Origin of the sequence: Pseudomonas sp. Z1-29 (assembly GCF_051131995.1) — a bacterium.
In the GTDB taxonomy this organism is placed as follows: Bacteria; Pseudomonadota; Gammaproteobacteria; order Pseudomonadales; family Pseudomonadaceae; genus Aquipseudomonas.
Genome location: NZ_CP071645.1, coordinates 5,653,897 through 5,668,669, shown reverse-complemented (window position 1 = coordinate 5,668,669; position 14,773 = coordinate 5,653,897). Strand labels below are relative to the sequence as shown.

Annotated in this window: 11 protein-coding genes; 3 read left to right on the top strand and 8 right to left on the bottom strand. The window is 60.1% G+C overall.

The window, feature by feature from the left end; genetic code table 11:
- Positions 1-218 precede the first annotated feature (218 nt).
- The 6 genes from ntrC to glnA form a co-directional block, all read right to left on the bottom strand.
- On the bottom strand, positions 219-1,655 hold the full coding sequence (gene ntrC, locus J3P84_RS25730) for a nitrogen regulation protein NR(I) (RefSeq protein ID WP_186613250.1): 1,437 nt from the start codon (positions 1,653-1,655) through the stop codon (positions 219-221).
- Positions 1,652-2,737, bottom strand: coding sequence for a nitrogen regulation protein NR(II) (gene glnL / locus J3P84_RS25725; protein WP_434626505.1), 1,086 nt, complete (start codon positions 2,735-2,737; stop codon positions 1,652-1,654). The genes ntrC and glnL overlap by 4 nt, the downstream gene beginning before the upstream one ends.
- 254 nt (positions 2,738-2,991) lie before the next feature.
- Entirely contained in the window at positions 2,992-3,618 is a 627-nt protein-coding gene (locus tag J3P84_RS25720; RefSeq protein ID WP_434626504.1) for a DUF4124 domain-containing protein, read from the bottom strand.
- Entirely contained in the window at positions 3,615-4,133 is a 519-nt protein-coding gene (locus tag J3P84_RS25715) for a DUF4124 domain-containing protein (RefSeq protein ID WP_434626503.1), read from the bottom strand. The genes J3P84_RS25720 and J3P84_RS25715 overlap by 4 nt, the downstream gene beginning before the upstream one ends.
- Before the next feature lie 192 nt (positions 4,134-4,325).
- Positions 4,326-4,883, bottom strand: a complete 558-nt coding sequence (locus J3P84_RS25710) for a chorismate mutase (protein WP_434626502.1) — start codon at positions 4,881-4,883, stop codon at positions 4,326-4,328.
- Positions 4,884-5,002: 119 nt separating this feature from the next.
- The gene (gene glnA / locus J3P84_RS25705; RefSeq protein ID WP_186638815.1) at positions 5,003-6,409 is read right to left on the bottom strand and encodes a type I glutamate--ammonia ligase; all 1,407 of its coding nucleotides are present in this window, start codon (positions 6,407-6,409) and stop codon (positions 5,003-5,005) included.
- A 328-nt stretch (positions 6,410-6,737) separates the two neighbouring features.
- Here glnA and thiI point away from each other — a divergent pair, with 328 nt between their 5' ends.
- Positions 6,738-8,192 (top strand): tRNA uracil 4-sulfurtransferase ThiI, encoded by a 1,455-nt coding sequence (thiI, locus tag J3P84_RS25700; RefSeq protein ID WP_434626501.1) that lies wholly within the window; start codon positions 6,738-6,740, stop codon positions 8,190-8,192.
- Between the two features lie 134 nt (positions 8,193-8,326).
- Positions 8,327-10,147, top strand: a complete 1,821-nt coding sequence (gene typA / locus J3P84_RS25695; RefSeq protein WP_305497421.1) for a translational GTPase TypA — start codon at positions 8,327-8,329, stop codon at positions 10,145-10,147.
- A 169-nt stretch (positions 10,148-10,316) separates the two neighbouring features.
- Here the strand turns inward: typA and J3P84_RS25690 are convergent, their stop codons facing one another.
- Both J3P84_RS25690 and J3P84_RS25685 read right to left on the bottom strand, forming a co-directional pair.
- Positions 10,317-11,279: an IS110 family transposase gene (locus J3P84_RS25690; RefSeq protein ID WP_434624197.1), complete on the bottom strand. Its 963-nt coding sequence runs from the start codon at positions 11,277-11,279 to the stop codon at positions 10,317-10,319.
- 253 nt (positions 11,280-11,532) lie between these two features.
- Positions 11,533-11,970: a YkgJ family cysteine cluster protein gene (locus J3P84_RS25685; RefSeq protein WP_024778075.1), complete on the bottom strand. Its 438-nt coding sequence runs from the start codon at positions 11,968-11,970 to the stop codon at positions 11,533-11,535.
- A gap of 255 nt (positions 11,971-12,225) precedes the next feature.
- On the opposite strand from J3P84_RS25685, the gene J3P84_RS25680 reads away from it, so the two are divergent.
- A complete protein-coding gene (locus J3P84_RS25680; protein WP_434570225.1) occupies positions 12,226-14,676 on the top strand; it encodes a glycogen/starch/alpha-glucan phosphorylase in 2,451 nt (816 codons plus the stop codon).
- The last annotated feature ends 97 nt before the right edge of the window (positions 14,677-14,773 follow it).

The window sequence follows — 14,773 nt, the reverse complement described above, 5'->3', positions numbered from 1 at the left end:
GGGGCTTTTGCTTAGGTGTTGAGCGGTTTTTTGGAGCTGGGGCGATCGGTTCTGGCTCGTCGTACATGAGCAATTGCGGTTCGCAGTGCATTGAAGCGGTGCACGAATCTTCAGAAGCTTCGCGAGCAGGCTCGCTCCCACATTGGATGGTATTGGCCTTTGTGGGAGCGAGCCTGCTCGCGATTGGATTTTGAATTCAGTGCTGGACCAAAGGCTGGTCAGCCCTCATCCCCTTCATCATCATCCCCACCATCAACCTTCATCCCCAATTCCTTGATCTTGCGAGTCAAGGTATTGCGGCCCCAGCCCAGCAGCACGGCGGCGTCGCGGCGGCGGCCGGCGGTGTGCTTGAGGGCGGTTTCGATCATGATGCGCTCGAAGGCCGGGACGGCGCTGTCGAGCAGGCTCGATTGACCGCGGGCCAGGGCCTGGTCGGCCCATTGGCGCAAGGCCTGTTCCCAGTTGGTCACCGGCGCCGAATCCTGTGGCAGGCTCAACAGTTCCGGTGGCAAGTCGCTGATATGCACTTCGCGACCCGACGCCATCACCGTGATCCAGCGGCAGGTGTTCTCCAGCTGGCGCACGTTGCCGGGCCACGGCAGGTTCTTGAGGTATTCCTCGGTCTCGCTCTTGAGCAGCTTGGGCTCCACCGCCAGCTCCTGGGCCGCACGGCCGAGGAAGTGCCGGGCCAGGGTCGGGATGTCCTCGCGACGGTCCGCCAGGCGCGGGATGTGGATGCGGATCACGTTCAGGCGATGGAACAGGTCTTCGCGGAACTTGCCGGCGTGGACCAGGGTTTCCAGGTTCTGGTGGGTCGCGGCGATGATCCGGACATCGACCTTGACCGGCGTATGCCCGCCGACTCGATAGAACTCGCCGTCGGCCAGTACCCGCAGCAGTCGGGTCTGGGTGTCAGCCGGCATGTCGCCGATTTCATCCAGGAACAACGTACCGCCATCGGCTTGTTCGAAGCGGCCCCGGCGCAAGTTGGCCGCGCCGGTGAACGCGCCCTTTTCATGGCCGAACAGCTCGGACTCCATCAGGTCCTTGGGAATCGCCGCCATGTTCAGCGCAATGAACGGCGACGCCGCACGCGGGCTGTGGCGGTGCAGGGCGTGGGCAACCAATTCCTTGCCGGTACCCGATTCACCGTTGATCAGCACGGTGATGTTGGAATGGCTCAGTCGACCGATGGCGCGAAACACTTCCTGCATCGCCGGCGCTTCACCGATGATTTCCGGGGTGCGGGCCAGGGCCGGGACTTCTTCCAGGCCTTGTTGCTCCTGGGCGTGCTGATTGGCGCGCTTGACCAGGGACACGGCTTCGTCGACGTCGAACGGCTTGGGCAGGTATTCGAACGCACCGCCCTGGTAAGACGCCACGGCGCTGTCCAGGTCGGAATGAGCGGTCATGATGATCACTGGCAGCCGCGGATGTTGCTCGCGAATCCGCGCCAGCAAGTCCAGGCCACTGGCGCCGGGCATGCGGATATCGGAAATGATGACGTCCGGCTGCTGACGGGCCAGGCGGCTCATCACCCCGTCGGCGCTGTCGAAGCTCTGGGTGGTCATGCCTTCCTGTTGCAAGGCTTTTTCCAGGACCCAGCGGATAGAACGGTCGTCATCGACGATCCACACGGTTTCACTACGGCTCATGTCGATGTGGCTCCTTGTTCCAGTGGCAGGAAGATCGAGAAAGTGGTGTGGCCGGGGTGGCTCTCACATTCGATCAAGCCCTGATGCTGACTGATGATGTTCTGGGTGATGGACAGGCCCAGCCCGGTACCGTCCGGACGGCCGCTGACCATGGGAAAGAAGATGGTTTCCTGCAGTTCCGCAGGGATGCCCGGGCCGTTGTCGATGATTTCGATCTTGGTCACCAGGCGATGGCGCACATGACCGATGGTGAACTGGCGCATGGCGCGGGTGCGCAGGCTGATGCGACCCATGCGCAGCTCGCTCTGGCTGCTGATGGCCTGCATGGCGTTGCGCACGATGTTCAGCACCGCCTGAATCATCTGCTCGCGGTCGATCAGGACGTCGGGAATGCTCGGGTCGTAGTCGCGCACCAAGGTGATGCAGCCCTGGCTCTCCGCCTCCACCAGGCTGCTGACGCGCTCCAGTACTTCGTGAACGTTACACAGCGCCAGTGAGGGCAGCTTGTTCGAGCCGAGCATGCGATCCACCAGGTTTCGCAGGCGGTCGGCTTCTTCGATGATGACGTTGGTGTAGTCCTTGAGGCTTTCTTCTGGCAGTTCCCGGGCGAGCAACTGCGCCGCGCCACGAATGCCACCCAACGGATTCTTGATCTCATGGGCCAGGCCGCGCACCAGCATCTTGCTGGTTTCCTGCTTGGACAATTGCGCCTCCTCCTTGGTGATGCGCAGCAGGCGATCACGGGGATGGACTTCCAGAAGCAGGAGGGTGGCATTGTTGTTGAGGATCGGCGTTACCGCGTAGTCGACCGTCAGGGTCTGGCCGGTCAGGGCGGTGAGCATCGCTTCGCGCTTGGTGAACGGGTGAGCCTGTTCGACGGCCTGGCGCAGGGAATTCAGCGCTTCGGCGGATTCGGTAAACAGTTCGCTGATGAACTGCCCATGGCTGCGCTGGCCGCTGACGGCCAGGAGCATCTCTGCCGCCGGGTTCATGTACTCCAGACGCAGTTCGGCGTCGAGCAGGATGGTCGCGGTGGTGAGATTGTCGAGCAGCAAACGGTGTAGTGCGTTGCTAATGGTCATCAGGACCTCTTTTAAAGCGTAGCGATCAAGGGCAGGCCCCCAAATCGCGCGCGCGATTCATGCGCTGATACCAGCAAAATGCAAAAACCAAACCAAGGCTCCGAAAAGAAGCGTTTCAGGCGTCAAATAGCCTTTTCTCGCCCATCTGTGTGGCGTTCTGCCAGTTTTCGCGGGTAGTTTCGAACCAAAATGGGTTGGAATCTGGGTAGAGGTGCAGAGCTGTGCACTGACATGGTGCGCCATCCTGAATGGCATTAGAAGAAGGGTAGGATGCTGCTTTTTTCCTCCTCGGGCTTGTCCGCCAGGGGGCATTCGGGGCGTTGGCCGTAGTCGGCGATAGCACAGGGTTTGACGCGGCGCTTTTGCGCCAGGGACATGCGCTGCATGTGGAAGGGCTGGTTGGCGGTGCGCTCGACGATTCGCGCTTGCTCGTCGAGGATCTCCACTGCCAGGTGATGCGTGCCGCGATCAATATTCTTCAGCGCAAACACTGGGCTGGGTCCCGGCTCGCCAGTGGGCTTGCCGTCCAGCAGCAGACGGTAGCGGTGACCTTTCTGCAAACCGGGCTCACTGGTGGCGGTGACGATCAGTTCCCCCGCGGTACTGCGTATCGTCGCATCTGGCTCGGGGATCAGCAGCCGGAGCATCTCGTATCGGAACAAGGGCTCGGCGGGTGGCTTTTCGGCGGTCGTCGTCGGCGTAGTCCCGGAGGGTGCGGCCGGCATCCGGTTGCCGGGCGGTAGCGGCACTTTCTTCGCGTTGCCGGGGCGTGGCTGGTCGGTGAAGACGCGATTGCCCTGGGCGTCGATGTAGGTGTAGACCTGCGCCAGGCTCGGTAGCGCCACCAGCAGCAGGCCGAGGGCGAGCAGCCAGCGGATCATGGAAGGTGAATCCGCTGGACAGTGAAGGTAACGGTTTCGCTTTGTTGCACGAGACGTTCCCCGTTGATGACCTGGACTGCCAGGCTGTGTTCGCCGCGGTCGATGTTCACCAGTTGCAGGCGCGGCACGTTACTCGGCTGCCCGTACGGCTGGCCGTCCAGCAATAGCCTGAACAGATGCGGGCCTTGCAGGCGCGGCTGCGCCCGGACGCCAACGGTGAAGGTGCCGTTATTGGCGCGCAGGGCTTCTTCGGTGGGGATGTCGGTCAGTTCCAGGATGTCATAGGCGTTACGCGGCGCGTCGCTGCTTTGCGCGGCCGCAGGTGCTTCGCGGCTGGCCGGTGTCTGGGACTCGACGCTGTTGAGCGGCGGCAATTCCACGGCCTGGGCTGGTACGCCGTCGGGCGGCTGATTGCTGTAGGCGGTGTTGCCGTCGGCGTCGGTGTATTTGTAGATTTGCGCGGCAGCAGGCAATGCCAACAGCGATAAGAGGATGATTGAGAAAACACGACCCATGGAAAATCGACCGAAAACGAAAGGTGATGGGTGCAGCATAGGCCAGCGTGGCTGGTTGGCCCAGTTGCTGTGTTGCACGTATTTCCTGTGGGAGCGAGCTTGCTCGCGAAGGCGGAGCGTCAGTCGTTGAGATGCTGGATGTGCCGGCCTCTTCGCGAGCAGGCTCGCTCCCACAAAGGGAGGAGTGGTGTCTTAGGATTTTGCGGACACGCACAGCTCGGCGGTTGCTCGGATCAAGGCAAGCCTGTGTATTGGGTGTTGTTTGTTGTGGTGAGTGGCGCGGGCCAGCCATTGCGGGCACTGCGGGTCGGTGCGGTAGGGGGCGAAGTCGGCCAGTTGTTGCAACAGACGTTTCTGCAGTCGATCGAGTTTGGGGCGGATCTCGCCCACCAGGTCCGGGCGTGGCAGGTCCGGGGCCTTGCCGTCGAGGGCCCAGTCGGACAGGTTGATGTATTGCACCAGTTTGTTGGCTTCAATCTGGGCGGCGAAAAACGCTTCCACGGTTTCACCGGTCAGTTTGTAGGCCGGCGCCTGGGCGACGGCGGCGGCGATGACTTCACGCTCGCGCTGGCGATCCTCCACCGGTTTGCCGCTGTCCCATTTGCTCAACGCCACCTGATCGGCAATGGCCAGGCGTTCACCGATAGCGTTCAGCAGCGGAGTAAGGGCTTCGGGGGCGTTGCCCGCTTCGGCGCTGGTGGCCAGCAGTGCGGCGGACAGGGCAAGGCAGAGCTTGAGGCGCGGAGTCATGGGCAGTCTCGTCTTTATGGAGGAGCGACGAGGCATCATGCCTGTAACCGGTGCCCATGAAAAAGGCCTCCCGAAGGAGGCCTCTTTTATTTCACGCCGTACGTGACGGCGCTACCGGATCAGCAGCTGTAGTACAGCTCATATTCCAGTGGGTGTACGAAGGTGCGAACCTTGATCTCTTCTTCGCTTTTCAGCGCGATGTAAGCGTCGATGAAGTCGTCGCTGAATACGCCGCCCTTGGTCAGGAACGCACGGCCCTTGTCCAGCTCTTCCAAGGCTTCTTTCAGGCTACCGCAAACCTGTGGGATTTCCTTGGCCTCTTCAGGCGGCAGGTCATACAGGTTCTTGTCGGCGGCATCGCCGGGGTGGATCTTGTTCTGGATACCGTCCAGGCCGGCCATCATCAGTGCTGCGAAGGCCAGGTATGGGTTGGCAGCCGGATCCGGGAAGCGCGCTTCGATACGACGGGCTTTAGGGCTGTTCACGTAAGGAATACGGATCGAGGCGGAACGGTTGCGAGCCGAGTAGGCCAGCATGACCGGTGCTTCGAAGCCTGGAACCAGACGCTTGTAGGAGTTGGTCGACGGGTTGGTGAAGCCGTTCAGGGCCTTACCGTGCTTGATGATGCCGCCGATGAAGTACAGGGCGGTGTCCGACAGACCGGCATAACCTTCGCCAGCGAAGGTGTTCTTGCCGTCCTTGGAGATCGACATGTGCACGTGCATGCCCGAACCGTTGTCGCCGTACAGAGGCTTCGGCATGAAGGTCGCGGTGCGGCCGTAGGCGTCGGCAACGTTGTGCACGCAGTACTTCAGGGTCTGGACTTCGTCAGCCTTCTTGACCAGCGTGTTGAACTTCACGCCGATTTCGTTCTGGCCGGCAGTTGCCACTTCGTGGTGGTGAACTTCGACGGTCTGGCCCATTTCTTCCAGCGCGTTGCACATGGAAGTACGGATTTCGTGGTCGAAATCGAACGGCGGAACCGGGAAGTAGCCGCCTTTGACGCCTGGACGGTGGCCTTTGTTGCCGCCTTCCACGTCCTGGTCGGACATCCACGAACCCTGTTCGGAGAAGATCTTGAACATGGAACCGGAGATGTCGGATTTGAACTTGACCGAGTCGAAGATGAAGAATTCAGGCTCAGGACCGAAGAAAGCGGTGTCGCCGATACCGGTGGACTTCAGGTATTCCTCGGCGCGGTGGGCGATGGCGCGTGGGTCGCGGTCATAGCCTTGCATGGTCGAAGGTTCGATGATGTCGCAAACCAGGATCAGGGTCGGCTCTTCGGTGAACGGATCGAGGACCGCGGTTTCGTCGTCCGGCATCAGGATCATGTCGGAGGCTTCGATGCCTTTCCAGCCGGAGATGGAGGAACCGTCGAACATCTTGCCGATTTCAAAGAATTCGTCGTCCAGCGCATCACGGGCCGGCATGGTCACGTGATGTTGAGTGCCCTTGGTGTCAGTGAAGCGCAGATCAATCCACTTGACGTCATGATCTTTGATGAGTTGAACCGACTTCGACATATGTCCTCCGGGTGGCTTCGGGCGGTAAAGGTGTGCCCTTAGATATGGGTGATGCCGGCGCGAATACTCTGCCAAGGCAACCTGCCTCACAAGGGAGCAATTTGCATGCCAGTGCCCCAGCATGGGTTTTTTGCACCAAATCCTCGCTTTTGAAAGGGGCTGGACGCGGATTGTCGGACAATTGCGCACCGCAATGTGGCGTCTTTTGTGGATTGTGACCTGTTTTGGTGCGGACAAAACCAATTGCAGATTAACTGGTTAAACCTTGAGCAATTTCCGCTATAATCCGCGCCCCCCTTTTTCGGCTGGCCGTTCGCGCGCTGTTTTCATGAAACTAATCGTAAAAGTCTTCCCCGAGATCACCATCAAGAGCCGCCCGGTACGGATGCGTTTCATCCGCCAGCTGGCCAAGAACATCCGTGCCGTGCTCCGTGACCTGGACCCGGCCGTGGTGGTGAACGGCGTGTGGGACAACCTCGAACTGGAAACCCGCGTCAGCGAACCCAAGGCCTTGAAGGAAATGACCGAGCGCCTGAGCTGCATGCCGGGCATCGCCCATTTCCTCCAGGTCGACGAATATCCGCTGGGGGACTTCGACGATATCCTCGCCAAGTGCATGCTCCATTATGGTGACGCCTTGGCCGGCAAGATCTTCTCGGTACGCTGCAAGCGCGCCGGCAAGCATCCGTTCAGCTCGATGGACGTCGAACGTTATGTCGGCAGCCAGTTGCGCCGGCAGTGCGGCGCGGCCGGTATTTCCCTGAAAGACCCTGAAGTTGAAGTGCGCATCGAGATTCGCGACCAGCGGTTGTTCGTGATCCACAGCCAGCACGACAGCATCGGCGGTTATCCGCTGGGTTCGCTGGAGCAGACGCTGGTATTGATGTCCGGTGGTTTCGACTCCACCGTCGCCGCCTACCAGATCATGCGTCGCGGCTTGATGAGCCATTTCTGCTTCTTCAACCTCGGCGGGCGCGCCCACGAACTGGGCGTCATGGAAGTGGCGCACTTCATCTGGAAGAAGTACGGCAGCTCCCAGCGCGTGTTATTTGTGAGCGTGCCGTTCGAGGAAGTCCTGGGCGAGATTCTCGGCAAAGTCGATAACAGTCATATGGGCGTCATTTTGAAGCGTATGATGTTGCGTGCCGCGACGAGCGTCGCCGACCGCCTGCACATCGACGCGCTGGTCACCGGCGAGGCGATTTCCCAGGTTTCGAGCCAGACGCTGCCGAACCTGTCGGTGATCGACTGCGTGACCGAGAAACTCGTGCTGCGGCCACTGATCGCCAGCCACAAGCAGGACATCATCGACACGGCCACGGAGATCGGCACCGCCGATTTTGCCCGGCACATGCCGGAGTACTGCGGGGTCATCTCGGTCAATCCGAAGACGGCGGCCAAGCGCGGGCGCGTGGAGCACGAGGAGAAAGAATTCGACATGGCGGTACTCGAACGCGCAATCGAGAACGCCAGGCTGGTGCCGATCGATCGGGTCATCGACGAATTGGGCCAGGACATTCAGATTGAAGAAGTCGGCGAAGCGCTGGCCGGTCAGATCATCATCGACATCCGTCACCCGGACGATGCTGAAGACGACCCGCTGAGCGTCGCCGGCGTCGAGGTACAAACGATGCCGTTCTATGCAGTGAACGCGCGTTTCAAGGAACTGGACCCTACTCGCCAGTACCTGCTGTATTGCGACAAAGGCGTGATGAGTCGCCTGCATGCCCATCATTTGCTCAGTGAGGGGCATGCCAATGTGCGCGTTTATCGACCGAGCTAAGTGCCCGGGGCTGTTTGCCTGTGGCCTGCGTCACCGGCCCCCCGACGCCGCCGACACGCTGTAACTGTCGGACTCTACTGTAAATCGCTGCCACGACCTGTCAGCACACCGAATCCTCTGATCGAGATACACAAGTGATCGAAAATCTACGCAACATCGCCATCATTGCTCACGTTGACCATGGTAAGACCACCCTGGTAGACAAACTCTTGCGTCAATCCGGCACCCTGGAGCGCAACGAGCTCAACGACGAGCGCGTGATGGACTCCAACGACCAGGAAAAAGAGCGCGGTATTACCATCCTGGCGAAAAACACCGCCATCAACTGGAACGGCTACCACATCAACATCGTGGATACCCCGGGCCACGCCGACTTCGGTGGTGAAGTCGAGCGCGTGATGTCGATGGTCGACTCCGTGCTGCTGCTGGTCGACGCCCAGGACGGCCCTATGCCGCAAACCCGTTTCGTGACCAAGAAGGCCTTCGAAGCCGGCCTGCGTCCGATCGTGTGCATCAACAAGGTTGACCGTCCAGGCGCGCGTCCGGACTGGGTTCTGGACCAGATCTTCGACCTGTTCGACAACCTGGGCGCCACCGAAGAACAGCTGGACTTCAAAGTCGTCTACGCCTCGGCCCTGAACGGTATTGCCGGTCTGGACCACACCGAAATGGCTGACGACATGACCCCGCTGTACCAGTCGATCGTCGACAACGTACCCGCGCCGAAAGTCGACCGTGACGGCCCGTTCCAGATGCAGATCTCGGCACTGGACTACAACAGCTTCCTGGGTGTGATCGGTGTTGGCCGTATCGCCCGTGGTCGCGTCAAGCCGAACACTCCGGTCGTGGCTATCGGTGCCGACGGCAAGAAGCGCAACGGTCGTATCCTGAAGCTGATGGGTCACCACGGTCTGCACCGTGTAGACGTTGAAGAAGCAGCTGCCGGCGACATCGTCTGCATCAGCGGCATGGACTCGCTGTTCATCTCCGACACCCTGTGCCACCCGGACACCGTTGAAGCGATGAAGCCGTTGACCGTCGACGAGCCAACCGTTTCCATGACCTTCCAGGTAAACGACTCGCCATTCTGCGGTAAAGAAGGCAAGTTCGTGACTTCCCGTAACATCAAGGAACGTCTGGACAAAGAGCTGCTGTACAACGTTGCACTGCGCGTTGAAGAAGGCGACTCGGCTGACAAGTTCAAGGTCTCGGGCCGTGGCGAACTGCACCTCTCGGTTCTGATCGAAACCATGCGTCGCGAAGGCTTCGAAATGGCTGTAGGCCGTCCGGAAGTGATCATCCGTCTGGTTGACGGCGTGAAGCACGAACCGTTCGAAAACGTCACCATCGACCTGCCGGAAGAATCCCAGGGCAAGGTGATGGAAGAGATGGGCCTGCGTAAGGGCGACCTGACCAACATGGTGCCGGATGGCAAGGGCCGTGTACGTCTGGAATACAACATCCCTGCTCGTGGTCTGATCGGTTTCCGTAACCAGTTCCTGACCCTGACCAACGGCGCTGGCATCCTGACTTCGATCTTCGACCGTTACGACGTGATGAAGTCCGGCGACATGTCCGGCCGTCAGAACGGCGTTCTGGTTTCGGTTGAAACCGGCAAGGCGCTGACCTACTCCCTGGAAACCCTCCAGGCGCGTGGCAAGCTGTTCGTTGAGCACGGCCAGGAAATCTACGGCGGCCAGATCGTTGGTCTGAACAGCCGTGACAACGACCTGGGCGTGAACCCTACCAAGGGCAAGAAGCTCGACAACATGCGTGCTTCGGGCAAAGACGAAACCATCGCCCTGGTTCCACCTGTTCGCTTCACCCTGGAACAGGCTCTGGAATTCATCCAGGACGACGAGCTGTGTGAAGTGACGCCTAAGTCGATCCGCCTGCGCAAGAAGATCCTGGACGAAAGCGAGCGTACCCGCGCCGCCAAGAAAGCCAAGAACTGATTTAGCCCAGGCTGAATGAAAACGCCCCCGGTTGCGAAACCGGGGGCGTTTTTTTGTGCCTGTAGTTTATGGGTGGCTGTCAGGGCCCTATCGCGAGCAAGCTCGCTCCCACAGTAGGTCTATGTCGGGCACAAAATCCGCGTCCGCTTAAAATCCCCTGTGGGAGATTCTATGTTGCAGGGGAACCCTGCAGCATAGAATTAGGGCGATATTCGCTCTGGTTTTTCATCAGGGCGAATGCCACCCGGCACAATTTACGGGCGAGGCTCACCAGGGCTTGGGTTCTGGCGAAACCTCTTGCCAAGCAGGACTCGTAGTAAGGTTTCCAGACAGGAGACCGGCTAGCCGCCATTGCCGCGGTGTGCGCCAAGCGTCGCAGTTCGCCATCTCCTTTCTTGCTTAGGTGCCTGGGGCTGTGTTTTTTTCCGGAATCCTTTGGCCTCAGGTCCATCCCTAAAAAGGCAATAAACGCATCGCCGCTGGCGAAGTCACCTCGCATGAAGGCTGTCGCCAGACCTGTTGCCGTCAGTTCACCCACGCCCTCAATGGCTTTGCAGCGGTTGATGTTTTCAGTAATTCCCGCCTCTTGGCTGGCCTCGCGCAATAGCTTCTGGATGGCCCGATCGCTTTGCTTGAAGGCCTCCAGTTGCTCGGTCAGGATATCCTTCAGAAGCGGTTCGCCCGACCAACTCAGCATGAGGCTGACGCGCGCTTTGATGAGTTCTGCGCGCTTGCGTAGCAGGCTCTTTAATACTTTGTAGGCCTGCGGAGGTGGGGTCCAGACGCGTAGCCGTTGCTGTTCGTTTGTCAGATAGCGCGCCAGCAAACGTGCATCGCAAGGATCGGTTTTGGCCCGCTGTCCAATGCTTTCGCGGTAGTGGGCCACCCGATAGGCATCCACAACGTAAACCCTGTGCCCCATCCCATGAGCCAGTTCAGCCGTGTCCAGGTGATAAAAGCTGGTGGCTTCTAGTGCAATCAAACTTTGCGCTGGCAACGTTTCGAGCCAACGAACAAGGGCCTTACGGTCGTTATCAACAATCTGAATGCTTTTTAGATCTTCGCGATAAGCCACGATTTCAGCCTTGGCGACATCAATACCGATAACCGCTGGGGAGGTAAGGATTGTCATCTCGAATCCTCGGAGCTAGGGTTTAGATGCTTGTCGGGGTCTACCGTAGCGCTGGCTTGCTTCTATCGTCGGTTTACCGATGAATTCCTTATCGGCGCTTTAGGTAGAAAGGGCGGGACGAGAAGTCTCCCACGGTCCGTACTGGCTAGAGTCGGAATCGAGCTTTTAGTCCCGCCCACCCCTTCAAGTCTAAACATACAAGCGAGCTTGCTCGCGATAGCTGTTGTTCAGGCGCTAAAGAATCGATGGTCGATCAAAATCGATCCAGCGTCCGCGGATTACGCTCGCGCTCCACTTCCTTGGGCTTGTAGGCGCAATACCCAGGCCGTGGCCCGACCCGTGGATGATTGCGGCAGGTATCCGGGCGCTTTTCGTAAATGGTGCACAGCCGGCTCTTACGATCCAGATACAGGCAATCGTTGTTGCTCATGCGCTGGAGCGTGAAGATTTCCGATTTCTGGTTGTAGCGCTCGACGATCCCTTCCTTTTGCAGGCGCTTGGCGATGTTTTTCGGCGGGTCGCCCAGCTCGAACTCATCGACGATGCCGATGCGGATCAGGTCCTTGATCTTGACCTCCACCGGCAGCGTGCAGCAGCTCGACACGCAGGAACCGCACATCGGGGCGGAATACTTGGCCCAGGTATCGAGTCGGTCGATCTCCGCGGCGGCGATCAGGTTGGGCTTCATCATCACGGTTTACCAGCATGCATCAGGGCGCGCGATCATACCGGGACTGGTGAAATTTTGAACGACCATCTGCCGGTTTTTTTTACCTCGCGGCAAAACCCCGCCTGGACCGGCACGGCCCCTGCATTCACTCGGCTATCTGGCAATTCTCTGGCGGCGATTCTCCGACACCGGGGAAAAACCACCGAACCAAGAGCCCGTACCGTCTGTCAGACCGTCTAGGCTCAGACATTTCCATGCTCGTTCGAGGTCTCATCAATGACTCAAGAACCACTTGTTCGCGAAGCCGAGGTTGCGGCTTTTCGCGACGCCGTGTTGACCAAACTCACTTATGCCGTCGGCAAGGACCCCGATCATGCGTTTGATCACGATTGGTTCGAAGCCATCGCCCTCGCTGCCCGCGACCATATGGTCGAACACTGGATGGACCATACGCGGCAGATCTACCGAAAGGGCCAGAAGCGCGTCTACTACCTCTCCCTGGAGTTTCTCATCGGCCGGCTGCTGTACGACAGCCTGAGCAACCTCGGCTTGCTGGACACCGCCCGCGAAGCCTTGACCGAGCTGGGTGTGGACCTTGAGCGCATCCGTCTGCTGGAGCCCGACGCGGCCTTGGGCAACGGCGGTCTCGGCCGTCTGGCGGCGTGCTTCATGGAAAGCATGTCGACCCTCGGAATCGCCGGCCATGGTTATGGCATTCGTTACGAACACGGCCTGTTCCGCCAGGCGATTGTCGACGGCTGGCAACAGGAGCAGACCGAACACTGGCTGGACTTCGGCAACCCATGGGAATTCGAGCGGCCGGAAGTCGTCTACCCGATCGGCTTTGGCGGCAGCGTCGAGACTGTCACCGACGACACCGGCAAGACCCGGCAGGTCTGGTCTCCGGCCGAAACCGTGCGGGCAATTGCCTATGACACGCCGGTCGTCGGCTGGCGCGGCGCCAGCGTCAATACCTTGCGCCTGTGGCGTGCCCGAGCCGTGGAAGACCTGCACCTGGAGCGCTTCAACGCTGGCGACCACCTCGGCGCCGTAGCGGAAGTGGCCCGCGCCGAGAGTATTTCCCGCGTGCTGTATCCGGCCGACAGCACCGAAGCCGGCCAGGAACTGCGCCTGCGCCAGGAATATTTCTTCGTCGCTGCTTCGCTGCAGGATTTGCTGCGCCGCCATCGCAACATGCACACCTCGGTACTGACCCTGGGCGATCATGCGGCGATCCAGCTCAACGACACCCACCCGTCGATTGCCGTGGCCGAGCTGATGCGCCAATTGGTGGACGTCTACGACGTGGCGTGGGACGCGGCCTGGCAGATCACCCAGGACACGCTCTCCTACACCAACCACACGCTGCTGCCTGAAGCCCTGGAAACCTGGCCGGTGGGGCTGATGGAGCGCATGCTGCCGCGGCACATGCAGATCATCTACCTGATCAACGCCCAGCATATCGATTCGCTGCGGGCCAAGGGCGTGCACGATTTCGACGTGTTGCGCTCGGTGTCGCTGATCGAAGAAGACAATGGTCGCCGGGTGCGCATGGGTAACCTCGCGTTCCTCGGTTCCCACAGCGTCAACGGCGTGTCCGGACTGCACACGCAACTGATGCGGAGCACCGTATTCTCTGAGCTGCACAAACTTTACCCGGACCGGATCAACAACAAGACCAACGGCATCACTTTCCGCCGCTGGCTGTTCCAGGCCAACGCCGAACTGACCTCGATGATGGTCGATGCCCTCGGCCCGAGCGTGCTCGACAACCCCGAGGAGCGGCTGATCGAACTGGAACCGTTCGCTGACAAGCCGGCGTTCCGCAAGCAATTCGCCGAGCAGCGCCTGCACAGCAAGAAAGCCCTGGCCTACCTGATCCACGAGCGGCTGGGCATTGCCGTCAACCCGGCGGCGATGTTCGACGTGCAGGTCAAGCGGATCCACGAGTACAAACGCCAGTTGCTCAACCTGATGCACACCGTGGCGCTGTACCAGGCGATCCGCGCCGAGCCTGAGGTGGATTGGGTGCCGCGGGTGAAGATCTTCGCTGGTAAGGCCGCTGCCAGTTATCACCAGGCCAAGCTGATCATCAAGCTGACCAATGACATCGCCCGGGTGGTCAACAACGACCCGACCGTGCGCGGCTTGCTCAAAGTGGTATTCCTGCCCAACTACAACGTCAGCCTGGCCGAAAGCATCATTCCGGCGGCGGACCTGTCGGAGCAGATTTCCACGGCCGGTTTCGAGGCCTCGGGTACCAGCAACATGAAGTTCGGCCTCAACGGCGCGCTGACCATCGGCACCATGGACGGCGCCAACGTGGAAATGCATGACCGCGTCGGTGGCGAGCACATGTTCATCTTCGGCCTGACCGCCGAGCAGGTGGAAGCGCGCAAGCGCAACGGCGAATTCAGTGCCGCGCCGGACATCGCCGCATCCCATCGCCTCAACGATGTGCTGCAAGCGATTCGTGGCGGGGTGTTCTCGCCGGACGATCCGATGCGCTACACCGGGCTGGTGGACTCGCTGGTGGATTACGACCGCTTTCTGGTCTGCGCCGATTTCGACGCCTACTGGAACGCCCAGGCCAAAGTCGAGGAGAGGTGGCACGATCCCAAGCAATGGTGGCGCTCGGCGGTGCTCAACACCGCGCGCATGGGCTGGTTCTCCTCGGACCGGACCATTCGCGAATACGCCACCGATATCTGGAAGGCCCTGGACTGACTGTTGCAAGAAATGTGAGCGAAGCCCAACGGCGGTAGGGCTTCGTCGATATACTAAGCGTCAGTTTCGCCGGGCAGTGTGGCCGGACCAGTACTGG